General features: G+C 38.4%; 17 protein-coding genes and 1 pseudogene. 15 read left to right on the forward strand and 3 right to left on the reverse strand.

What is annotated here, in order from left to right; genetic code table 11:
- Nucleotides 1–61: 61 nt before the first annotated feature.
- The 12 genes and pseudogenes from IGK61_RS02480 to IGK61_RS02535 all read left to right on the forward strand — a co-directional run bounded on the left by IGK61_RS02480 (nucleotide 62) and on the right by IGK61_RS02535 (nucleotide 16,986).
- The gene (locus IGK61_RS02480; protein WP_074536878.1) at nucleotides 62–1,030 is read left to right on the forward strand and encodes an acetylxylan esterase; all 969 of its coding nucleotides are present in this window, start codon (nucleotides 62–64) and stop codon (nucleotides 1,028–1,030) included.
- Complete coding sequence (locus tag IGK61_RS02485; protein ID WP_074536875.1) at nucleotides 1,023–2,414, forward strand: glycoside hydrolase family 1 protein; 1,392 nt, start codon at nucleotides 1,023–1,025, stop codon at nucleotides 2,412–2,414. The genes IGK61_RS02480 and IGK61_RS02485 overlap by 8 nt, the downstream gene beginning before the upstream one ends.
- A 444-nt stretch (nucleotides 2,415–2,858) precedes the next feature.
- Nucleotides 2,859–4,952, forward strand: coding sequence for a YfhO family protein (locus tag IGK61_RS02490; protein WP_254777476.1), 2,094 nt, complete (start codon nucleotides 2,859–2,861; stop codon nucleotides 4,950–4,952).
- A gap of 779 nt (nucleotides 4,953–5,731) precedes the next feature.
- Entirely contained in the window at nucleotides 5,732–6,757 is a 1,026-nt protein-coding gene (locus IGK61_RS02495) for an N-acetylmuramoyl-L-alanine amidase (RefSeq protein ID WP_074536874.1), read from the forward strand.
- Between the two features lie 262 nt (nucleotides 6,758–7,019).
- On the forward strand, nucleotides 7,020–8,021 hold the full coding sequence (locus IGK61_RS02500; RefSeq protein WP_074536873.1) for a hypothetical protein: 1,002 nt from the start codon (nucleotides 7,020–7,022) through the stop codon (nucleotides 8,019–8,021).
- Between the two features lie 229 nt (nucleotides 8,022–8,250).
- The gene (locus IGK61_RS02505; RefSeq protein ID WP_074536872.1) at nucleotides 8,251–9,945 is read left to right on the forward strand and encodes a DUF2075 domain-containing protein; all 1,695 of its coding nucleotides are present in this window, start codon (nucleotides 8,251–8,253) and stop codon (nucleotides 9,943–9,945) included.
- Nucleotides 9,908–10,243 carry a nucleotide pyrophosphohydrolase gene (locus IGK61_RS02510; RefSeq protein WP_074536871.1) on the forward strand — a complete coding sequence of 112 codons (336 nt, stop codon included), beginning with the start codon at nucleotides 9,908–9,910 and terminating at the stop codon, nucleotides 10,241–10,243. Before IGK61_RS02505 ends, IGK61_RS02510 begins: the two co-directional genes overlap by 38 nt.
- A 481-nt stretch (nucleotides 10,244–10,724) precedes the next feature.
- Nucleotides 10,725–11,468: a hypothetical protein gene (locus tag IGK61_RS02515; protein WP_005227479.1), complete on the forward strand. Its 744-nt coding sequence runs from the start codon at nucleotides 10,725–10,727 to the stop codon at nucleotides 11,466–11,468.
- Between the two features lie 788 nt (nucleotides 11,469–12,256).
- Nucleotides 12,257–13,438, forward strand: coding sequence for an ElyC/SanA/YdcF family protein (locus IGK61_RS02520; protein WP_074536870.1), 1,182 nt, complete (start codon nucleotides 12,257–12,259; stop codon nucleotides 13,436–13,438).
- A gap of 60 nt (nucleotides 13,439–13,498) precedes the next feature.
- Nucleotides 13,499–14,944 (forward strand): annotated as a pseudogene (nagE, locus tag IGK61_RS02525) (N-acetylglucosamine-specific PTS transporter subunit IIBC); the annotation flags it as partial.
- Between the two features lie 214 nt (nucleotides 14,945–15,158).
- Nucleotides 15,159–16,178: a serine hydrolase domain-containing protein gene (locus IGK61_RS02530; protein WP_074536868.1), complete on the forward strand. Its 1,020-nt coding sequence runs from the start codon at nucleotides 15,159–15,161 to the stop codon at nucleotides 16,176–16,178.
- A 226-nt stretch (nucleotides 16,179–16,404) separates the two neighbouring features.
- Nucleotides 16,405–16,986, forward strand: a complete 582-nt coding sequence (locus IGK61_RS02535) for a GNAT family N-acetyltransferase (RefSeq protein WP_074536867.1) — start codon at nucleotides 16,405–16,407, stop codon at nucleotides 16,984–16,986.
- Nucleotides 16,987–17,373: 387 nt separating this feature from the next.
- On the opposite strand, the gene IGK61_RS02540 is transcribed toward IGK61_RS02535, so the two are convergent.
- The 3 genes from IGK61_RS02540 to IGK61_RS02550 all read right to left on the reverse strand — a co-directional run bounded on the left by IGK61_RS02540 (nucleotide 17,374) and on the right by IGK61_RS02550 (nucleotide 19,868).
- Nucleotides 17,374–18,018: a CPBP family glutamic-type intramembrane protease gene (locus tag IGK61_RS02540; RefSeq protein WP_151196791.1), complete on the reverse strand. Its 645-nt coding sequence runs from the start codon at nucleotides 18,016–18,018 to the stop codon at nucleotides 17,374–17,376.
- Between the two features lie 16 nt (nucleotides 18,019–18,034).
- On the reverse strand, nucleotides 18,035–18,904 hold the full coding sequence (locus IGK61_RS02545) for an Rgg/GadR/MutR family transcriptional regulator (protein ID WP_074536948.1): 870 nt from the start codon (nucleotides 18,902–18,904) through the stop codon (nucleotides 18,035–18,037).
- Between the two features lie 91 nt (nucleotides 18,905–18,995).
- Entirely contained in the window at nucleotides 18,996–19,868 is an 873-nt protein-coding gene (locus IGK61_RS02550; protein ID WP_074536947.1) for a CPBP family intramembrane glutamic endopeptidase, read from the reverse strand.
- A 233-nt stretch (nucleotides 19,869–20,101) separates the two neighbouring features.
- On the opposite strand from IGK61_RS02550, the gene IGK61_RS02555 reads away from it, so the two are divergent.
- The 3 genes from IGK61_RS02555 to IGK61_RS02565 all read left to right on the forward strand — a co-directional run bounded on the left by IGK61_RS02555 (nucleotide 20,102) and on the right by IGK61_RS02565 (nucleotide 24,828).
- On the forward strand, nucleotides 20,102–21,916 hold the full coding sequence (locus IGK61_RS02555; protein WP_430606071.1) for a hypothetical protein: 1,815 nt from the start codon (nucleotides 20,102–20,104) through the stop codon (nucleotides 21,914–21,916).
- Nucleotides 21,917–22,261, forward strand: a complete 345-nt coding sequence (locus IGK61_RS02560; RefSeq protein WP_074536610.1) for a DUF7006 family protein — start codon at nucleotides 21,917–21,919, stop codon at nucleotides 22,259–22,261. It begins immediately after the preceding gene.
- A gap of 329 nt (nucleotides 22,262–22,590) precedes the next feature.
- Complete coding sequence (locus IGK61_RS02565; protein WP_074536609.1) at nucleotides 22,591–24,828, forward strand: ATP-binding cassette domain-containing protein; 2,238 nt, start codon at nucleotides 22,591–22,593, stop codon at nucleotides 24,826–24,828.
- Nucleotides 24,829–25,054: the final 226 nt, after the last annotated feature.

Raw genomic sequence — 25,054 nt, forward strand, 5'->3', positions numbered from 1 at the left:
CAGAAAAGCTGCCAACGAATTGAACCAGCCGTTAATTTTAAAAAGAGGGAAGGAAAAACTATTGTATTTTAAGGATGCCCAAGCATTATGGGGAAAATATCTAGGCAGTGGGAAAAAGCCGAAAGATTTTGACGAATTTTGGAATAATGGGAAGAAGATCATTGAGGCATTGCCTAAAACGTTTGACCTAGTGCCTCATGAGATTTTTTCGCATGTCGCAAAGGGTTATGATTTGTTTTTTACCGCACATGACGGTAACCGTATCCACTGTCAATTCATCGTACCAATGGATGAGAAAAAGAAATATCCGACTCAATTTCAATTTCATGGCTATCATGGAAATAGCGGTGATTGGAGTGACAAAATCGGCTTAGCTGCAGAAGGGTACTGTGTTATCGCAATGGATGTTAGAGGTCAAGGCGGAATATCTGAAGACAGCAGAAAAGTTTCTGGCGGAACCTTGAAAGGTCATATTATTCGTGGTGTAGATGACGGACCGGATGAATTATTTTATCGGCAGGTCTTTCTAGATGTTTACCATCTGGTGCGTATCGCGTGCTGCTTGCCTCAAGTCGATGAGAATCAATTATCTGTGTATGGCGCTTCTCAAGGTGGAGCATTAGCAATCGTATGCGCAGCTTTATCGCCTTCAGTCAAACAAATTTTCACCTTATATCCCTTTCTAAGCGACTATCGTGAAGCGTTTCGATTAGAGGTGACACAATCAGCTTATGAAGAATTGGCATACTGGTTTCGCTTTAGAGATCCAAGTCATGCAAAGGAAGAAAGTTTTTTTTCGGTATTGGATTATATCGACATCCAATACTTGGCAGAAAGAGTACAAGGAGAAGTCTTTTGGGGGATTGGATTAGCGGATACTATTTGCCATCCGAAGACACAATTTGCTGTGTTCAATCAATTGCAAGGGGCAAAAGAAATGATTGCTTTTCCAGAATACGGACATGAATACATTCCGCTTTTTAGTGATTTCATGCGTAAAAAATTAATTGGAGGGAAAATGAATGAATGATTTTCCAAAAGGGTTTTGGTGGGGAGCCGCCACATCTGGTCCTCAAAGCGAAGGACGTTTTCAAAAAAAACACGCAAATATGTTTGATTATTGGTTTGAAATCGAGCCAGAGGCTTTCTATCAACAAGTAGGACCGGATACAGCATCCAATTTTTACAATAGTTATAAAGAAGATATTGCACTAATGAAGGAAATCGGACTAAACAGCGTACGAACATCGATTCAGTGGAGTCGGTTGATTGACGATTTAGAAAAAAACAGCATCAACGAGGAAGCTGCCGCTTTTTACAACGATATGATCGATACATTCCTTGAACACGGCATCCGTCCTATAATGAATCTGCATCATTTTGATTTGCCCGTAGAGTTATATCACACATATGGCGGTTGGGAATCTAAACATGTTGTAGAGTTATTTGCAGGGTTTGCGAAACATTGCTTTACTCTTTTTGGCGATCGCGTGAAAGAATGGGTGACACATAATGAACCAATGGTTGTTGTGGATGGGGAATATTTGTATGAGTTTCATTATCCAAAACAAGTAAATGGGAAAAAAGCAGTCCAAGTTGCTTATAATCTTAATTTAGCTTCAGCTAAAGCAATTGAAGTCTTTCGCAGCCTGGATTTGCAGTCAAAAGGAGGGCGCATCGGAACAGTCTTAAATTTAACCCCCACATACGCAGCTAGTGACCAGACTCAAGATTTGGAAGCAGCCCGCTTTGCTGAGTTATGGAACAACAAGATGTTCTTAGAACCAGCTGTTTATGGCAGATTTCCAGAAGAATTGGTGCAGATATTGGAGAAGGATCGTGTTATTTGGGAAGCAACTGAAGAAGAAGCTATTATTCTCCAGAACAACACCATCGATTTTCTAGGTGTGAACTTCTATCATCCCCATCGTGTGAAAGCACCTGAGATAGCACCTGACTCGGTTGGGGAATGGATGCCTAATCGTTATTACTCTGAGTATGAGATGCCTGGGAGAAGAATGAATATTGATAAAGGCTGGGAAATTTATCCAAAGGCGTTATACGATATTGCATTAAATATCAAAGAAAATTACGGGAACATTCCTTGGTTTGTCTCTGAAAACGGGATGGGGGTTTCGCGAGAAGAACGCTTCTTAAATGAGTCCGGTATGATCGAAGACGACTATCGTATTGATTTCATTAAAGAACATTTGGACTGGCTTCATAAAGGAATACAGCAAGGCTCAAACTGCTTTGGTTATCATTTGTGGACACCGATAGATTGCTGGTCATGGAGCAACGCCTATCGCAATCGCTACGGATTTATCTCTAACGATATTCATACCCAAGTGAAGACGATCAAAAAATCGGGTTATTGGTTTAAATCTTTTGTAGGAGAAGCCAAAATTGTTTAAAAGGCGCTTGTCTTATTGAAACTTTACGCCTGATCTTGGCAATCGCAAAGCTTTGTCCGTTTGTTAAAAGTGTTAAAAACTTGATTTCTAGAAAATCGAGGGAGTATTGGATAAGGGAAATTTAACTGCCGTTATTCCAAAGAGCCGATTGAAAAGAATGCTAATCAAAAGAAAAATCTTTTTAGGGAGGTTGATGTGCTAAGCATCAACCTTCCTTTTTTAATCATTTATCGTCGACAAATCGTGAGAGAGCAAGTAGTGCAAGCGAATTAGTGTGTAAAATGAATTTCGTTATTCATTAAATTTTAAAATTGAATATGGCAAAATGATTTTTTGAATTTAGTTCTAATAGTTTAGTTATTTAAATTGAATTGGCATTGAGTAACTGCTATTATAAAGTGTCGTCAATAGTGAAATATTTAATTTGGTAAAGGAGTACTACCTTTGAAATTGATACGATCCTTCGTTAGACAGCATCAATCAATTATATTGTTTACACTTTTATTTGGACTTGTTTTCATTTTAGGTTATTATCCTCTGTGGAGTCAAAAGCTATCTCTGATATGGAAAATAGATAGCGTAGGGCAGTACTATCCAGCATTTATTTATACTGGGCGTTACCTGCAAGACTTTATCTTAGGACTATTCAGTGGACAAATCAATCTTCCAAGCTTCGATCTTTCTATAGGTATGGGTGAAGACGTGATTGGTTCATTAAACTACTATGGTTTTGGTGACCCGCTCAATATTTTTTCTGTTTTTGTAACTGCTCAAAATGCACCATATTTATTTTCTTTTATGATTATTTTCAGAATGTGGTTGTCTGGTTATGCTCTGATGAAATATTTCTCGTATTTCAGATTTGACAAAGTAGCGATTATTTTTAGTGCCCTATCCTATGTATTCTGTGGTTTTTCGGTTGTAGGGGGAACAAGGTATACCGAATGGCTCTCAGTTCTAATTTTCTTCCCAATGATTTTATTGGGGATTGAGAAAATGATGCGTCAAAAGAAATTTAGTCTCTTCATTGTTTCTGTGATGTTTGCGGCTTTATGTGGTTTTTATTTTTTATTTATGGTTTCCGTTGTGTTAGCACTATATTTCCCTATACGTCTATTATTTAAACGTCTGAGTTTGAAATACTTAGTTGCAAATGTAGGAAAAGGAATATGTGCATATATCTTAGGAATTTTGTTAGCAGCTCCTTTTTTCCTACCGACTCTTCAAAGCTATTTCTTAAGTGAGAGAAACAGTGAACCGATGAGTAATATTATTTTCAATTTAAATAACTATATCCCGAATTTCTCAATCAATTTGGGGGACTTTCTTACTATGAAAGATGTCGAGCCGCCTATTTTCTTATCCGGAATTATAGTAATAGAATTATTAGCAATTATTCTATTACTTTTTCTGCCGAATAATAGAAAAAAAGTACAGTGTTTGATTTTTCTAGGTCTGGCATTTATTGCCTATTCTTTGCCTATCACAGGCTATCTACTCAATGGATTTGGTCAAACAAATGATAGATGGGCGTTTATAGTTCATTTGCTGCTTTCAGGAATTTTGGCTTATGTAATAACGGAGTATAGAAAAATATTGGACAATGAACTTACTCATCAAAAGAGTAGAAACAAAAAAATAAGTATTGTTTATCTTCTTTTAGGGACGGTGATCATTACAAATTTAATTGTAAATTTGTGGGGGATTTATTCTGATTATGGTGAAGGATGGACGCAAAAATTCATTCCCCTTGAAACTTCAGAAGTATACACAGCATCACCCGTAAAAAACTCAAAAAACATAAAGGAAGATGTTGAGCTGTTTAGAGTTTCTAACGACACATTTACTGAAGCTAATGGGCGTCCCGAAAATGTAGCAATGATTAATGATTATTACGGATTAACCTACTGGCTGAGTATAATAAATAAGCACACGCAAGAAATAGTTGATCAATACCACCAATCGTCTTTACGATGGCGGTCATATGGTTTTGAAAAGGATAATGCAATGAATACCCTGAGTGGTGTGAAGTATCATCTTTCAAAGGAGCCGATGCTAAATGAAGATGGGTACCAACAAGTTGAAACTCTGTCTTTCAACAATGAACAGTGGTATGTGTATGAGAATAAAAATTTCCGAGGCTTGGCTTATATTTTGAACGAAGATGACATGAATATCTCTGACATACATGTCGAAGAAAATCGGAGTCATTTGCAAAAAGTAATCAAAGATTCCTCAAGTAATGTGAGGGAGATATATTATAAAAAAAATATTTTTGAAATCAATGCAATTGCAAGTAAAGATGAAAATCTTGTGCTATCAGTTCCTTATCATAATAATTGGAAAGCCTATATAAATGAAAAAGAGGTAAGCCTGAATAAAAGCGGAACAAACTTTATGACTGTGCCGCTTAGTGAAGGAGAAAATCACATCAGGTTTATCTATTCCAACCCATTTATTTTAATTGGCACTATTTGCTCTGTATTTTCTCTCATTGCTTGTGCAGTAATTTATTTTTATTCGAAAAAAAGCGGATAACTAAAGAATACGATCTTGTCTATGTAATAAGTATAGATAAGATCGTTTTTTTGATTTTGATTAAGAGTCTGAAGAAAAAGAAATAAGTTATTTTAAAACGAGATTACTGCTACCTTTACAGGATTCACCGAATAAAATCTCTTACTTATTTGTGAAGTGGGCAGAAAAAGATTCAAAACTAGATTAAACTTGGTCATACAGAGTGATAATCATCAGACAATCAACTAGCTTGCTCATCACATAAGGAAACATTTGCTGGCGGGCACTTTTTGAACTTTTCAAAGGGTTATGCACCTTTGAATTACACATTTATCAGATTCGAAAAAGCAGTTGGAAACTCAGCGGAAATCGGAGCGATTTTTGACAAAGAATGACTAACAGTAAAAAAGCATATTTGTAAAAGTATTTGATGGAAATAGGATGGAAGAAATACTAATTCTGATTTTAATAATTACGCTACTAGTTGTAGAATTACACGATTCTATAAAAACACAAATCAATAATAATCGACCCTTGCTAGTGATCAATTTGATTGCTGGTATTTTTCTTGGCGTTTTTAGGTAGTGTCTTTCCTACGAGATGACAATATTTTTATTTGAATGGACAGGTATAGCTATTGGATTATTGGATGTAAATGCTGATGTGATCAAACAAGAAAATAATCAAAGCGACCATGTCGATGATCAGAGTGAAACAGAGCGAACACATTATCATATAGATTTAAAAAATGAAGAGTAGCTGTAATGGATGCTCTATTTTATATTAAAGGAGGGAAAATAATGGGAATCTCAAGTTTAGCAACCAAATATCAATTTGAAAACTTCGGTACAAAATGGTCGGGTACACGAAACGCATCTGCAATCACAACAGTTGTAGTACATCACCAAGCAGGCACAAACTTTGATAATATGCCTGGGATTTGGAAAAATGTTCAGGCATCAGCACATTACGGAATTGGACAAGATGGAACGATCAGAGCGTATATCGATGAGCTAAAGACCGCTTGGCATGCAAATAATGCTAACAGCTATTCGATTGGAATCGAGTGTACCAATACAACCGGGTCGCCAAATTGGCAAGTAGCTGAAAAAACAATTGATGCGTTAATAAAGCTGATTCAGGATATTGAAAAACGTTATGGACGGAAGATGATAATTATTGGACATAAAGATGCGCCAGGTGCTGCAACGGCATGTCCGGGTCCATTTTTATATGAAAGATTAGGGGAAATACGCAGCCGTGTGGCGAATGGATCTGTTATGGCTCCTAATCCAAGTTATGTAGTAGAACCATGGAACGTTCAGCAAGTCGTAAGCACCGATGTATTAAATGTACGCGCTGCACAAAATACTCATTCGGCTATTTTACGACAACTAAAGCGAGGGGACACGTTTCAGGCGACTAGAATTACTAGAAATGGGGAAAGCGTGAGTGGCATCACGACATGGTTTGAAGTAGCGGGCAACGGTTGGGTATCAGGGGCTTTGGTTACGCCTGTCAATCATGCAGTCACTGCACCGTCTGCAAATGTTTGGCACAGTCGTTCTGGAACAGTCACAGTGACTGCAAGTGCTGGTATCAATTTAAGAGGAACCTCCGCATCTGACACAACAAACCCAGGAAGTTTAGGGATTTTAGCTCTATTAAGACCTGGACAACAAGTCAAATATGATCGAGTATTGGTGCAACGCAATGGACATGCCTTTGTTCGTCAACCACGAACAGGTGGCTATGGGTGGCTGGCAATAGGACCGACTAAAGATGGCGTTGTTGTTTCTTATTGGGTTTCTGGGATAAAGGTTTAATTATTAGTATTAAAAAGATTTTCTAGTATACAGAAGGAATTAGGGGATAGTTAATAATTCCTAAATCATTAAGACTATAATAGATGTTTCTTAAGGTTGATGGGTGGAAAAACACTCATCAATCTTTTTTTGTCGCTAAGCTTTAAAAAAAGAAAATATCATTGATTTTTTTCAAATTGATTTAAATATAAGTGAATATATATGATATTATGATTTTAAATATTTTATAAGACTTGTTATAGTATAGGAGGAGTATATTTTAATGATTGAAATGATTGCCAGTGGGCTTGGAATTGTAGTAGTAGCTACAGGGCTATGTAGTGCTGCAATTAATCTGTTTTCTAATAAAATCTATATGACGAATATTGAAAGAGCTATAGAAACCAATCTTTCTAAAGCCAAGAGAAGTGTTGTGGAATATACTTCCATTGCTTTCTGTTCTTTTTTGATGTTGATCATTATTGTTGTTTTAAGAAATGGATTATTTCAAGGAGAAAACAGTTATCAAGAGATTACTCAGGATCAGTTGGAATTGATTTTAAATAATGAGGAGGAACAGAAAAAAAGACAAGTTTCTTTAATAGATAAAATTGAAAAAAGTAACAAATTAAACTATATACAGAAAATAGAAAAAAAAGAGACAGTGAATCAATTTTTTAGAGAATACAGTAAAGAAGATTCAAAAGCAAATTTGGTACGGTATAATAATATGATCAGAGATGTAGAAAGTATAAGAGGAAACCCATTGTTAGAGTTAGTTCTTGTTACAACTCTCTATATATTATTGATTGTTTTCTATTATTATCAATATAGAAGTTTTAAAAACAAATTCTATGTTAAAAGAACATTTATTAAAGATATTAATGATGAGATTTTCTACATAATTAAAAGAATAAAACCTGAGTTAGTACTATTAGAAAGTGCAGAGGGAATTAATAAAATAGTGGAAATGAAGCAAATATATGACAAAGCTATTTATAACGAGTCGAGAGAAGAAGTTAATAAGAAAAGACGAAAATATTTTTTTGCAGTTATCAAAGATACTATTTTTGATAAAAAGATATTTAAATTTAGGGTAATAACATATCTTAGTATTTTTTCTATATTAACCGCTATCGCCACTACCAGTAGTGTTTTTATTATAACTGATAAAATGGGTTGGTTAGATTTTGTTTCTAGTATAAGTATTGCATTATCAATTAATCTAATGTATATAACATTTCAAACTTGGGCTTATTCAAACTCAAAAAAAAATGATGATTAAAATTCATTCTTACGAACAAACTAGATATCAGCAAGCATTTAGCTTGTCTAATGAGAAAAACAAAAATATTGATAGATTGATTTGATCCATACGAGGAGATTGAGTAGCATATAGCAATTAGAAGTGCGCTAGTTATTTGAGCTAAAGGCAAGCAATGTTATACTAAAATCAGGACCATTCAATACATGTAAGTATACACAAAATCAAGCGAACAACGGAGAAATAATTGATGACCAACCAACTAATCATCGAAGATCATCATTTCAAGAAAGGTGAGCTATCTAGCATAACGACGGCATATATCGATCAGTACCCAGTCGTTTACATACTCTACAACCGAAATGAAAAGAAAAGACCTGTTGCGTACATTGGTCAAACGGTTCAAGTGAATAAACGATTGAAGCAGCACTTGAATAACTCTAAGCGCAGAGAAATTAAAGAAGTCTTGCTGATTGGTCATGAAAAATTCAATCAATCAGCGACCTACAATATCGAAACCAATTTGATCAATCACTTCATTGGGGATGAGCAGTTTCAGTTACAAAACGTCAGTCAAACAAGACAGGTGCAGATGCATCAGTATTATGAAAAAGAGTATTATGATGAAGTGGTCTTCCAAGAGTTATGGGAAGAATTGCAAAGGCGTCAGTTGGCGAAGCACTCAATCGATACGATTCGCAACAAAGATGTATATAAATTATCCCCTTTTAAAGAACTGACGCCAGAACAGTTAGATATAAAACTTGAAATCATTGAGTACTGTAAACAAGCGATTCAGCAGGATGAAACACAAAAAGTCTTGATGATTGAAGGAGAAGCTGGAACGGGAAAGAGCGTCCTATTGGCATCTCTCTATAACACCCTTCAAGACTATACAAAGTCAGAGCCTGTATTAAAAGGCACCGATAACTATTTGTTGGTCAACCATTCAGAAATGTTAAAAACCTATCATACAATGGCAGAAAGTTTGCCAAATTTAAAAAAGAATCATATGTTAAAGCCAACTTCCTTTATTAATAAAACAGATAATCAGAAGTTGCACCCAGACATCGTTATTGTGGATGAAGCCCATTTGCTTTTAACAAAGAAAGACAGTTATAACAGTTTTCACTATGAAAACCAACTAGAAGAGATTATCAAGCGAGCAAAAATCACGATTTGCATTTTTGATCCGAAGCAAGTATTGAAAATCAAAAGTTACTGGGATCAGGACAAACTGGATCAGTTTCAGAAAAGGTACAATGCTTCTCGCTTTCAGCTAAAAGATCAATTAAGAATGAAAAGTAGTCCACAAATAATTCAATGGATCGATGATATCGTAGAAAAACGTGTAACACCGATTCCAGAATCAACAGCATCTTTTGAGCTTCAGATTATGGAAACCCATGATGCGTTGAAGAATAAAATCTTTTCTCTCGATAAAAAGGAAGGTCTGTCACGGATCATCTCAACATTCGATTATGTTCATAAGAAAGACGGAGCTTCTTATCTTGTAGATCCTGGTGGGATCAACCTGCCATGGAATACGACCGATACGAAGCGAACATGGGCGGAGCGACCAGATACGATCAGTGAAGTCGGTTCAATCTACACCGTCCAAGGCTTTGATTTAAACAATGTAGGAGTCGTCATTGGTCCTTCCGTTGATTACGATCCAGAGACCGACCAGCTTGTCATCGATATCGATAAATATGAGGACAAAGGGGCGTTTACGGGACGTGACGATATGAACCAAGAATTGACGAAGAAAGCCAAAGAAACGATCATCCTTAATTCATTGAATGTATTAATGAAACGAGCAATCAAAGGGCTATATATCTATGCGATCAATCCCAATCTCCGCCAAAAACTCATAGCCCTACAAAACGAAAGGAGCCAGTCCAACCATGCAAAACCAACCCTCTTCAATGGAACGGATCAATAAATTCAGAGATGATCGCAATTGGCGACAATTCCATAATGAAAAAGATCTAGCTATTTCTATCTCCATCGAAGCCGCCGAATTGTTGGAGATTTTTCAATGGAAAACACCTGAAGAAGCCACTCAAGATTTCGAACATCTAAAAGAAGAAATTGCCGATGTTCTGATTTATTCCTATATGCTGGCAGACAATTTGGGTCTTGATATTGATGAGATTATCAAAGAAAAGCTGGAAAAAAACAACATGAAGTATCCGGTGAAAGAAAGTAAAGATTCGAAAAAGAAGTATAATGAATTCTAACAAAAAAAAGCAAGGACGCTGCTAGTTCTTGCTTCTTTTTTTGATGGAATAGGAGCAACAACGGCTTTCTAAATTCATCAGTGATTGGTTACGAACGTTAAAAATCTGACATAATTGAGAAAGTTGAAGAGAACTTCAAATTGGTTACAATTTTTCGGAAATTTGAAGTTAACTTCAAATAAGCCCAATTTTTTATAAAAAATGAAGTTAGACCTACTGTCTGCAAGAGCAAAAACAAGATTATCCTATCCGAAAATGAAGGCAAGGTAATCGGTAAAAAATCGGCAACAATGAAGGTCGTTTTCTATCAAAAATATTTCTCCCCAAAAACCTAAAAAACCTATTGCCCCCCAAGCTCACTTACTGTATAGTAAACAAGAATATTTCATGAAAATAACCAAAAATAACTAATTAAAAAGACTTTGTTATTGAAAATTGCGATTAAACGATGCCGAAAACGGAATGTAAGAAGGAGAAAACAATGACGTATCTAACAAACAATCTTGTGAATTGCATGATCACTTTAGGGTTTATCTTCATCCATCTATCTTCAAATGTTATCTCATCCAGAAAACTAAACGTGCAATACATGAGCTCCTTTGCCGCTGGGGTAGGGATCTCCTATGCGATCGTTCATCTATTGCCCCATTTGGCGTATTTTCAAACGGTGTTGATTGATGAATTTGGCTGGGATTCGGGGATTTTTTATAGTCATGGAGTCTATGGCATCGTTTTGTTTGGCTTGGTCTTCAGTTACGTGATCTACAAAATCGATGAGCGGACGTTTATGGTGTTAGAAAAGAAAGACATCACCAGTGCCAAAAACGCCTTTTTTTGGTCGGATATCGCTTTTCATGTGATCTACAATATCATGATCGGCTATATCGTGATTGCCAATACGCTATCGGAGCGTTTTTACATTTTGACCTACTTTATTGCCTTTGGTTTGCACTTTCTCATGAACGATTGGCTGCTCTATCACCATCATGGTGCCCTCTATAACAAATATGGCCGCTTTGTGCTTTCCTTCAGTATTTTCGCGGGAGCTGCGTTCTCCCTCTTTGTTTCATTGCCCTACTATTTGGTGGTCATCATTGAAGCCTTGATCACTGGGGCTTTGCTGGTGAATATCATCAAATTTGAGTTACCCAATGAAGGAGAAGGCAGTATTCGTGGGCTATTGGTAGGCACGATCTGCTCTGGAATTTTGTTTGTATTCGTCTAGCGCGAAAAGGAGGACTGAATCATGGATGATTCGGTCCTCCTTTTTTTATAAATACGCAAAGTAACAGATAATTCTATATGAATTGAAAAAAATCACAACAGTTTTTATATTTTTGACCATTATTTACAATTTTATTGCGATGTTCGCTTGCTTTTCCCAAAGACATTCTATAGAATGTAAGCGAATAGAAACCAAAAAAATAGGCACCCCGTAATTCTGTTGGCGCAGACTTACGAGGCCCTGATCAGTCACTCACTTTAGACAGTTGACCAATCAAGTTGCCATAGTTGATCCCTAAAGGCTCAACGTGTTTATTGTACCGAAAATCTCGCGGTTTTTCTAGTGATTCCAGCGATTTTATCGGAAAAAAACGCGGGATGCTGGAGGTTTATTTTGCTGTGTCAAGTCATTGGACATTTCCTGTCTGATGACTTTTTTTGCGTGTGTTTCGTTTCTTATTGGCGCCGATAAGAAAGAACCTACGCCTTTCTAGTGACGACTAGAAAGAAGTCGATTACACCTGACGAGGTGAGACAGACAGTGATGTCCACGGTATAGAAGAGGGGATAGCAATGATGAAATCTTACTTTTTGTTGTCCCTCAGTCTATAAGGAACAGTGACAGCAGACGAACTAGGATCAGCTTTATCCACTAGAAGTGCGTAACTTGCCTAGGTTTCTATTCTTCAAAAAAGAAGGTCGCTTTCTTTACCATGGCAAGCGGGTTCATCCCTTTGAATCCGCTTACCTTTAAGAAGTGAAATAATAAATAGAAAAGAAGGTCTTTTTATGAAAAAAATGAACCATTATCTTTCATTGCTCATCGCAATGCTCGTATTGGGCGGATGCACGGAGATGAACCAAACGAAAACCTCCGATACAACAGTCAATACAAGTGAACAAACAGAACAAAGTATAGCATCAGCAACTGCAGAAGAACAAACGGAAGATGGGTTTAGCACTTTAGAAAACAATAACCCAACACAAGAACGAATCGATTATTTGTTAGATAAGGCAATGTATTATTATTGGCACGGGGGAGACCTCAAGGAAAATGAACGTGAGGTTTTTGCTGGATTGACCCTTAAAGGGGATCAAGAAGTACGTGAGGAACTGCTGAAGCAAGTGATACGTCTAGATCCAGTCACCACCGATTATCGACGCTCATTAGCCAGCACAAAAGTGATCAATAATAAACTTGATGAAGCAGTGGCGATTTTTAAAAGTGTAGTTGAGCAAGAACCAGAAAACTATCAAGCACTTGTTCAGTATTACGTATATGCAGGTTTATTAGAAGGCTCCTTTGATGAGACAGTGTATAAGAAAATGGAAACCTTAAATAAAGCCCAAACAGAAAAATTCAAAGATGGATTTGAACGCATAGAAGCGGTACGCAAGCAAGAAGTGCCGACTGCGATCAAAGAATACGAAGAAAATCACTTATTTATTTTACTCGGTTATGCCTTAGATGATGAAGGGCAAATGCAGGAAACGTTGATCAATCGCTTAGAGCATGCATTGAAACTTTTGGAGAAAAATCCTACAGCGAAAATCATTGTGACAGGAGGCGTTCCGAAGAAAGAGAATACGGAAGCAAAACTGATGCACCAATGGTTGATTGAAAATGGCATTGACGAGAAGCGAATTATTCAAGAAGCATTGGCAACAGATACGATTGAAAATGCCTTATTTTCAATTGATTTAGCAAATGAGCTTGATTTCAGTAATAAAATCACAGTGATTAGTTCTGCGAGTCATGTCCGCCGCGGAAAAGTTTTGTTTGAAACTGCGGATCGTATTATCAATGGTCAGCTGCATCCACAAGGAAAGCCTAAATACGAGATAGACATCATTGGTGAACCAGATAATGAAGAGCTGATCAAAACCTCAACGGAACAAGAGCGCCTTGTTTTGTACCGTGATTTGCTGCGGATCGAAGGCATCTGGCAATACCCAAACTTGCAGCGATGAGAAAGGTATTCGATTCAAAAACACAACACACAAATGACAGAGTTGGAGGAATCAAGAGAGATGAAAGGATATATGCAACGAATCGGGCGTTCATTGATGCTACCAGTGGCTACATTACCAATTGCAGCACTTTTTATGGGGATCGGTTATTGGATCGATCCTAGTGGTTGGGGAGGTAACAATTTACTTGCTGCCTTTTTGCTGATGACTGGTAGTACGATTTTAGATAATTTAGGTATTTTGTTTGCTGTCGGACTGGCATATGGTATGGCTAAAGATAAGGATGGTGCTGCCGCTGTTTCTGGACTAGTCGCTTTTTTAACACCGATCACGTTGCTAACACCGAGCGCTGTAGCTATGTTTCAGGGTATAGATGCTGAAGCGGTCAATATTGCTTTTTCTGCCATCAATAACAAAAATGTTTTTATCGGTATTTTGGCAGGGATCGTTGCTGCTGAGACCTATAACCGATTTGGGCAAGTCAAGTTACCGATGGCATTTTCTTTTTTTAGTGGCAAGCGACTGGTTCCGATTTTGACAACAGCGGTTATGGCCATCGCATCGGCGGTTTTAATTTTCCTTTGGCCAACGGTATACAGTGGACTCGTGTTATTTGGTGGTTGGATCTCCAGCTTAGGAGCCATCGGTGCTGGTTTATATGGGTTCTTTAATCGGCTGTTGATCCCGACTGGCTTGCATCACGCCTTAAACAATGTTTTTTGGTTCAATATTGCAGGGATTGATGATATTGGCAAGTTCTGGGCGAGTGAAGGAGTCAAAGGTGTGACTGGGATGTATCAGGCGGGGTTCTTTCCAGTGATGATGTTTGGCCTACCTGCCGGTGCTTACGCAATTTATCAATGTGCAAGACCTGAGAAGAAAAAACAAATTGGCTCATTAATGGTTGCGGCAGCCTTTGCTTCTTTCTTTACTGGTGTGACTGAACCCTTAGAGTTTTCTTTCATGTTCGTTGCTTGGCCGCTATACCTCATCCATGCTGGATTGACTGGTTTATCATTGATGATTGCGGCAACTTTCCAATGGACGGCTGGTTTCAATTTCAGTGCAGGTTTTATTGATTTTCTTTTGAGTTTGAGGGTTCCTATTGCCAATAAGCCTTATATGTTGCTTGGTTTAGGAGCGGCGATGGCAGTTGTTTATTACTTTACTTTCTATTTTGCTATCAAAAAATTCGACCTAATGACACCTGGCAGAGAGAAAGATGACGTTCCTTTTTCCAAAATGAAGGCAAAAGAAGGCCAAGATAATCACCATGCGCTAGCCCGAAAAATTCTTGTCGCATTAGGAGATACCCAAAACATTCAAAGTATCGATCACTGTGCCACGCGCTTACGAATTGCCGTAAAAAAGGTAAGTATCGTTGATCAAAAGGCACTCAAACAACCACCAATTGCAGGACTTGTCGTTATTGATGAACAGCATTTACAGTTGATTATTGGAACAGATGTAGGGTTCGTTGCTGAGGCATTGGACCAAATGATGAGATAGGTTGCCATTGCTCATGAAATGACAGATGGATAGAATGGTTGGGTGTCTTTGCACAAAAAGTACAAAGATACCACCATTGTGAAGCGCTTTAGTCTATGATACCCTGATAACAGATAGGAGGAGATAAGGATGTTGCGTTTCCAAATATGAAAAGGGTAGGCTGGTGTTGACGACAAGTTGTCCTTGTACGAAACATTCGGAGGAAGAGAAAATGAATACCCAATTAATTGATAAGAAATTAGAACAAAAGCAAAAAGAGTATGCTTTTTATGGCAACATTCGTGTGGTCAAAGCTGACAAGGTTTTGGTGGATCGCTCTTTTGGCTATGCAAACGATGCAGACAAATTACCAAATCGTGCCCATACCCGTTTTGGCATTGCCTCAGGTTGCAAGCTTTTTACGGCACTAGCCATTTGCCAATTAGTTGAAGCAGGCAAACTGAGCTTTGACACGACACTGCAGGAGTGTGTTCCAGATGTATTGCCAAAGTTTGATCCAGCTGTGACTGTTCATCATTTGCTTACACATACCTCTGGGATACCTGACTATTTTGATGAAGAAGTATCCGATGATTTTGAAGCACTTTGGCAAGATTTGCCGACCTATCGAGTGCGAACCCCCCGTGATTTTTTGCCGCTTTTTCAAAAAAAAGCCATGGCTGATCCAGTGGGAAGCAAGGTCAAGTACAACAATGCAGGGTACATCCTCTTAGGAATGGTGGTAGAAGCAGTTAGCGGCTTGCACTTTACCGACTATATTGGAAAGAATATTTTTGAAAAAGCAGAAATGACAGATGCTGGTTACTTTGCCCAAGACATGCTGCCTCGCAATACGGCATTAGGATATATTGAAACGGAATCAGGACTTAAGACCAATATATTTTCCATCCCAGCCAAGGGCGGACCGGATGGCGGTGCTTATGTATCAGTTGAAGACTTAGAAAAATTCTGGCATGCATTGATCAGCGGGCAATTACTGAGTAAAACAATGACCGAGATATTTTTGACACCACAAGTCTATAAGGAAGATGAATTTTTTTATGGCTATGGCGGTTTGATGAAAGTGGTAGAACAAAAAGTGGTGAAGTACATCCAGATGGGCTATGATCCAGGTGTCAACTACCATTCCGTCTACTACCCAGATCAGCAGTTGTTGATCGCGGTATGTTCAAACAAATCGGCACATGCCTATGAAATGCAAGAAGTGTTAGAAGAATTTTTCGTAGACTAATGAAGTAAGACCGAAACAGAGAGGAAGTCTGCTGTTTCGGTTTTGTTTATGTATGTAACCTACATAGTAAGTCTTTGAAAAATGAAAGAGAGCAATTGGTTTTTTGTTTTCCTAAACGAAATCTATATTTAATAAACGAATTGGCGAGCAGTTGTTTTCTAAAGTACCTTTGATTAAAATAAGCACAGCAGCTATCATATACTAACTAAGCAAAGGAGTGTGCTACATGCTAACAGGCAACAAAGTCACTTTAACCCCTGCGGAAATCAAAGATAAAGAAGCGGTCTATCAATGGTGTTTTCATTCTGAAACCACAAAGTATCATTCTGGACCACCTTCTTATCCTAATGCACCGATCGCCACCGAAACAGAGTTTTTTGAGGACTATCAAGAGTATTACTTTACTGGTGCCCAACCGCAAGATGGCAGAGGCTTTTTGATTCTACATGCAGGTGAACCGATTGGCTTTATTAGCTACTCCTCATTTCATCTAACAGACGGCATAGCAGAACTGGATATCTGGTTGAACCGGGAAATTCATTGCGGCAAAGGATTTGGCACCGATGCGATCGTCACCCTCGGTGATCATTTACATGAAACATTCGGCATTCAAAAATTGATGATGCGACCATCGAGAAAAAATATTGCTGCAGTCAAATCTTACGAAAAGGCTGGTTTTACGCAATCTTCCCAAGACCTTGCTGACTATTTGTTGGAAGAGTATCTTACTTTATATGCCGAAGGGGATTACGGGGCTGAAGAAACGGTGACATTGATCAAAACGTTTCCGTTAACTGCATTGAGCTGATTTCTTTAACGATTCCAGATCATATGGATAATAAAAGGGAGCGGGTCACTTTTTGCCAAAGCATAACCTAAACCAATAGCTGCGATGATTCCAAAGACTACTTTGAAACCTATAAACAGGATGTGTCTTATATTAGTCATTCTATTCTCCAATCGTTAAGAAACTCAAACCAACATGCACGAGTCATTTTAGTATGGTCGGTCCTCTGAAAAAAATATTCAGAGAGTATCCAAGATAATCATAGTCTTGACAATCAAAGGTAAATTAAAAAGTCCTAAATTTAGGACTTTTTAATTTACCTTTTAGGGCAGAAGCGGGATGAAGGATTGAAAATATTTTGATCAGAACACAATACAACGTTTTGGTGAAACTTTATCGAAATAAGGACTAGAAATAAGAAATTGCACCAAGTGTAATCAAATCAAACACAATATGGATGAGCCACGGAACATAGAGAGAATTCGATCGAACACCTGCTGCATTGAAAAGAATTCGAGCACATCCTTGCAATAAGAGGACATGGATGAGTGTTAGCAGGAAACTTCCATTCCAGTAAGTCAGCATATGAAATATGGCGAATACAAAGGCACTGAGCAAAGTGGCAATGATCATTCGTTGCGGGTTTTTTTGTAAGAAATTCAGAGAAATGATCAAAACGTAAAAACTAAATAATTCTTCTCCTAACAGCATAAAAGGCAGTTGCAGCCATGGAATATTTCCGCTAAGGTCATTGGCTTTTAAATCGAGTTTTAAAATAAGAACCAATAAAAAACTAGTGACAAAACTTAGGATAAAGGCAGCAAGGAGGAAAAGAAAGAAATTGCGGAACGGATTTTCTGGTTTAGAAAACAAATGAGCCGTTCCCTTCAGACTATAGGTAAGTAAGAATGCAATCAAGCTAGCTAGTAATAACGAATAAGGTGCTAGAAAGGGAAGAAATCCGAAAGATAAGTTTAAAAAACCGCAAAAAATAAGGACTAAACCGAAAATCACTCGAAGAGGGGATACCGGGGTGTCATAAAGTTTGTTCATACATAGCGCCTACTTTCTAATAAATCGCTTGAATTTGGGTGAAAAAATCGAAACATTGTGCACGCAAATAAGTAAAACCCAGCACATCGAATAATTGTAATGTTTGTTCTATTGCAGTTTTACTAGCATTTTTTTCTACCGTACAAAAAAGAATGACTTGTTCAAAAAACGAGTGATAGAGTTTAAATACAGAGCTGTGTAGTCCGAGAGTCAGGGGCTGCAACTGAGCTACCGCTTTTCTTGCATAGGTAAAATTTCCTTGGCCGATAAAGTTACCGCAACTATTGATAAACAGCTTTGCATAGATGGTCTCTCCTGGAGGATAGAGACGATACATACCAATTTTTTTCAATGCATTATCGAAGAAAAGGATTTGTTGCTCAGGTTTGAAAAAGCCCATTGTATTCGAATACAACTGTATTTCTTGCAGTGTCCACGTTTGAATGGACTCAAGATAATCTGCAACAATTTGAATATCGCTGACCGTAGCTTGGCTGTTATCTACCATTCCAGTTTCTTTGAAATGGACCATAACCTTATACCTCATGTTGATCATTGCTCTAAACACACGATCACTGCTTTTTTGAGAACTAGCAACTTCTTCATATAACTGTTTGAGTAGTCGCAAATCATTGCTATTGGAAGCAAGTTCGAATTTTTCCCAGTTGGTTTTGGTTTGTTTATTATCGTAATTGAAAATAAAGAAAAACTCTTCTAAATTAACCATCAAACGATCCAATACCTTCAATAATAGCTTAAAAGATAAATCATGATTTCCTTTTTCGAATTCGATTGCATAGGATTTCGTGACAATATCATAATAAATTTCTTTTTGTGAAAAACCTTTCTCCAATCGGATTTTCCTAATCAGTTCTCCGTAACTCAACCGTCTCTCTCCTTTATTTATTCGTTGAACAATCAAAAATGAAAAAGGTCATTATTGATAGAATAGTTATTCCATATGTCTTATCGCCAGATTATATCGCATCAGCAACGTCATTTTTTTTCTTTACAAAATAGAATAAGACAATCAACATCAAAACGGCGCCAATCGTTAGACCCAATCCACCTTCAAAACCAAAACCACCGCCATTAATCAATGCTTTGTCTGTTACAGGATCAGTTTGAATGACGGAAGAGTAAATGTGTAGTCCGCTAACAGGTACTCCAAAAAAAGGGCCTAACAGAAAGTTCCAGATGGCATGGAAAGCACCAACGAGCAACAGATTATCAGAAAGATAAAAAATGAACGACAGAATAAGTGAAGCCAAAAATAAGTTGAAGATCGCCAACGCAGTTACTGAATCATTCACTCCATGAAGAGCGGTAAAAATAATAGAATTGATGATCACACCCATCCAAACATTCGTTTTTGCGCTTACTGTGTTCATTATAAACCCACGACAAACGACTTCTTCCATTGTCCCTTGAAATAAAAAACCGAAAAAAGAGGCAATGACATAGAGCCAACTAATTGATTCTAAATGAAAGGAAACCTTAATTGACCCAAAAAATAAATTAACAAGAAATACGAATAATAGAAAAACAAAGCCGGTCAATAAACCTATGCCAATATTCTTTAGGGGGTGTCTCGCAGTTAAACCAAAGGAAGCTACTGAGCGATTTTCAAAATAACGAGAAAATAAGAGGATGGCAATAATTACGAAGATATTTACGAATAGAGCAGTGACTTCCTGTGCACCTATGTTTGAAATAAATAGGTTGGGTACTTCCGTCACAATGGTTTGAACAATGATCACCAAGATAATTCCAAGTAAAATAGCCAGTGTAACACTTCTTTTTCGTTCTTTTTTTGTTAGTGCCATAGAATCAGTGAGTGCTAATTTCATTTTAATCTCTCCTTCTTATTGAAAAAATAATTAAACGTTTAAACCAAGTAATCTTTTTTCTAGTATAGCATTTTGTAAAAAAATACAGCTAGTATAGCGTTTCTTAACAAAGCAAATCTTACAACGGCTAACTGAGTGAAATCCATTTGGTCCTGATAATAGGACCAAATAATTATGAAAGAATTTTTGGCTGTATGATGCTCACGTAACTAGATAAAAATAGGAGTGATAAAATGAATAAAAAGATGATTATTGCGACTTCAGTGGTATTGATCAGTACGTTAAACAGTGTCAGTGGCTTTGCTGATGAAAATTCTTCTGACAGCATACCCACGAGTGAAACAGGAGATACCTTACCATTGCTTGATGGTACCGTTTTAACTAAAGACACCGAGAAATGGTACGACATAGAAGGATCACTATATACAGATGAAAGGATAGAACAACTCCAAGAGGCCTTTATAAAAGCACATACACCACCGTTGCCGGAAGTAGAAGTACCAACACCAAAAGCAATCGAGCAACAACTGCCCGAACTACCGGAAGTAGAAGTCCCAACACTAAAAGTAATCGAGCAACAAGTACCTGAATTACCAGAAATAGAAGTACCAACACCAAAAGCAATCGAGCAACAAGCACTAGAAGTACCAGAAGTAGAAGTACCAACACCAAAAGCAATCGAGCAACAAGTACCAGAACTACCAGAAGTAGAAGTACCAACACCAAAAGCAATCGAACAACAAGTGCCATCGTTGCCAGAAATAGAAATCCCAGCACCAAAAGTGATCGAGCATCAAGTGTCCGAACTACCGGAAGTAGAAGTCCCAACACTAAAAGTAATCGAGCAACAAGTGCCATCGTTGCCAGAAATAGAAGTATTAACACCAAAAGCAATCGAGCAACAAGTGCCAGAACTACCGGAAGTAGAAATCCCAACACCAAAAGCAATCAAGCAACAAGTGCCAGAACTACCAGAAGTAGAAGTATTAACACCAAAAGCAATCGAGCAACAAGTGCCCGAACTACCGGAAGTAGAAATCCCAACACCAAAAGCAATCGAGCAACAAGTGCCAGAACTACCAGAAGTAGAAGTATTAACACCAAAAGCAATCGAGCAACAAGTGCCATCGTTTCCGGAAGTGGAAATCCCAGCGCCAAAAGTAATCGAGCAACAAGTGCCCGAACTACCGGAAGTAGAAGTCCCAACGCCAAAAGTGATGGAGCAACAAGTCCCATCGTTTCCGGAAGTGGAAATCCCAGCGCCAAAAGTGATGGAGCAACAAGTGCCAGAACTACCAGAAGTAGAAGTTCCAACGCCAAAAGTGATGGAGCAACAAGTGCCCGAACTACCAGAAGTAGAAGTTCCAACGCCAAAAGTGATGGAGCAACAAGTGCCCGAACTACCAGAAGTAGAAGTTCCAACGCCAAAAGTAATCAAGCAACAAGTGCCCGAACTACCAGAAGTAGAAGTCCCAGCACCAAAAGTGATGGAGCAACAAGTGCCATCGTTTCCGGAAGTAGAAGTCCCAACATCAAAAGTAATCGAGCAACAAGTGCCCGAACTACCAGAAGTAGAAGTTCCAACGCCAAAAGCAATCGAACAAAAAGTCCCATCTCTATCGAAAGTAGAAGTAAAAGCCCCAAAGCCAGGAAAACCTGAGGGGGATAATTCAAAAAAAGAAAGAGAAAAAAATGCTCCTGTGGCAATAGCGAAAAGTAAAAACGACCCAGATAGATCAATCAAGCTACGTAAACTAACAAACAATAAGAAAGACAGTCTGGATGGTATTCAGAGTAAGTTTAGAGAGGTGAAAAAGGTACATGTTCCGTTAGTGGTTGAAGGAAACAAGGCAATCTCAAATGGAAATATAAAGACCGCTCCTCTCTTGTCGAAGCTAAGTCAGCGAGATAGCACCAGTTTGCCCCAAACAGGATTCAGCAAACTAGAGGAAAGGACAAGTTTATTCGTTACACTTTTAGGTTTTCTCACAAGTGTAGTCTCTGTCTATCTTTTTCTATTGCCAAAAGTGAAAAGGAATGGGAAATAAATGAGTATTCATAGTGTAAAAGAGTATTTTCATTTTTTTGATGAATCGATCGAAAAACAGACTTCTATAAAGATTCAAGAGTATTATGAAGGAATAAAAAAAGAATTCACTTGTTTGATTCAGAGCATCTCTTCGGCTAATGCATTGCCTTCCATCAAGGAATTAATGATTTTGGATGCGAAACTACAAATTCTTTCAAGTTTGATGGAAGACAACATTTTCAAGTTGTCGGAACAAGAAATTATACGATTATCGGAAATAGATAGCGCTTCTTATTATGAAGAGATTTTCAAATTGGATGGGATGACACACACAAATGACTATCATTCGCTTTTATTTCTATAAGGATTCTCGCAAGTAGAAACGAAACCCCTTCGATCACCTTAGCTCAAGGATTCGAACGGGTTTCCTCTTTTCAGACAGTTTTTTTGACTCTTCTTCATCGATTCTTTTGCCACTAACCTCTCGCTAAGATATATCGATCAGGCCTGACTATCTTCACTTTTAATAGTTATCGAAAAATCGCATAAGCCCTCTATCCTTGCTATTCCAACATTTAGAACAAAACATAAAATAAACATAGTTTTTTTTCAAAATTCCGAGAAACAGCGAGAATGTTTGTGCTATAATGGTCGCTCACTGAAAAAATTCAACAGAATCTGGGAGGGTATAGCATGCAGGAATACATTACGATCCACAACGCCAGGCAGAACAATTTGAAGGGCTTTGACTTGAAGATTCCCAAAAGAAAAATCACGATTTTCACGGGTGTCTCTGGTTCAGGCAAGTCATCGATCGTCTTTGACACGATCGCCCAAGAAGCAGGCCGACAGCTGAATGAGAACTTTTCGAAATTTGTCCGCAACTTTTTGCCAAAATACAGCCAGCCCGATGCGGATGCCATCGACAATCTTTCGATGGCAGTAGTAGTTGATCAAAGCCGTTTAGGCGGCAATTCCCGCTCCACATTAGGGACGATCACGGATATCAATCCCTTGATCCGCTTGCTTTTTTCTCGTCTTGGTCAACCGTATTTAGGTCCTGCATGGAATTTCTCCTTCAATGATCCTCATGGGATGTGTCCCACTTGTGAAGGGATTGGGCGCATCGTCGGCTTAGATTTAGAAAAAGCACTGGATCTTGAAAAGTCCTTGAACGAAGGGGCGATCCTGCTTCCTGGCTACAAAGTCGGCTCTTGGTTGCTGAAGTCTTTCACCAATACGGGCTTTTTTGACAATGACAAGCCGTTGAAAGAATATAGCGAAGAGGAAATGAACCGCTTTTTGTACGCCCAAGGAGAAAAAATCGATTCCTTGTATATGGAAGGCATGAGTTCCACGTATGAAGGCTTAGTCGCTCGTTTTAATCGCTCCAATATCAAAGGTGGCAATGAAAGCTCCGCTACTACGCAGAAGAAAATCGCTTCTTTCATGAATGAGCAGAAGTGTCCTGACTGTCAGGGAAAACGATTCAATCCACAAGTACTCGCGTGTAAAATCGCGGGCTATTCGATTGCGGACTTTTTGGCGATGCAAGTGGATGAACTATTGACGGTTCTTCAAGAAATCTCGGAGGAGAGTGTCCAACCACTGCTTCAAAACATCCAAGCGAGAATCACTGATCTAATCAATATCGGATTGGATTATGTTTCTTTAGACCGTGAAACAACGACCCTTTCTGGTGGGGAAAGTCAGCGGGTAAAAATGGTCAAACACTTGTCTTCTAGCTTGAACGATGTGATCTACATTTTTGATGAACCGAGTATTGGGCTGCATCCAAGGGATGTCCATCGATTGAATGAATTGTTAGTCAAACTACGGGACAAAGGGAACACTGTCATCGTAGTGGAGCATGATCCAGACGTCATTAAAGCAGCTGACCATATTATCGATGTTGGTCCTAAAGCTGGAAAAAATGGCGGCTATATTACCTACGAAGGAACCTTTGAAGGATTGCTGCGCTCAGATACACTGACTGGCAAAGCATTTGGTCAGATGGTGGACTTTAAAGAAGCGCCTCGCCAGAGTCATCAGGTTATCGAAACGAAAAAATCGACGCTGCATAACTTAAAAAATACAGCACTGCGGGTGCCATTAGGAGTATTTACAGTGGTGACCGGTGTTGCTGGTTCTGGAAAGAGCAGTTTAGTGAATGGGGTTTTTGCTAAAGAATACCCCGAAGCCATTACGATCGATCAATCAGCGGTGGCGGGAAATATCCGCTCCAATCCAGCGACCTATTCTGGGATCATGAATGACATTCGGAAGTTATTTTCCCAAGAAAACAAGGTCTCAGCAGGTCTTTTTTCCTACAATTCCGAAGGCGCCTGTGAAACGTGCAAAGGCCACGGTACCATCAAGATGGAACTGTCCTTTATGGATTCCGTCGAGGTTTTGTGTCAGGCCTGCGGCGGCAAACGGTTTAAAGAAGAAGTCTACCAGTATCGCTTGAAAGGCAAGTCGATCGATGAAGTCCTTGCCATGAGCATCACAGAAGCGGTGGAATTCTTTGAGGAAAAAGCGATCCAAAGAAAATTAAAACAGATTTTGGCTGTGGGACTAGGATATATGACCCTCGGACAGCCATTGAATACCTTGTCTGGTGGTGAATGCCAGCGACTGAAGTTAGCAAAAGAATTAAGCAAAAAAGGCAATATCTACATTATGGATGAACCAACAACCGGATTGCACATGGCAGACATCAAGAGCATTTTGGCGATCATCGAACGACTAGTGGAAAAAGGCAACACGGTGATCGTGATCGAACACAACCTTGAGGTCATGAAAGCAGCGGATTGGCTGATCGATGTCGGTATTGATGGCGGGATTCGCGGTGGCGAAGTGTTGTACGAAGGGATTCCAGAAAAACTGATCGAGTGCCAGTCCTCGATTACAGCCCGGTATTTATTTTAATGAGAAAACCAAAATAGCCGCAAGCAGCTCTTTCATCGAGCGCTGCTTGCGGCTTTTTTTCTTTTTCCTCCAGCAAAAAAGAAAATGATAAGTCTAAAAAGTGAATTTCTGCCCGCTATTTTTTTCATTTTTAGTAGGTTTTTTGGTTAAAAATATATAAATTTGAGTATTTAATTACCAAATAGTGTGCTATTTATGTAATAGTATAGAAAAGAATTTCTTGAAA

Source organism: Enterococcus sp. AZ063 (genome assembly GCF_051715045.1).
GTDB classification, from domain to species: Bacteria; Bacillota; Bacilli; order Lactobacillales; family Enterococcaceae; genus Enterococcus_D; species Enterococcus_D casseliflavus.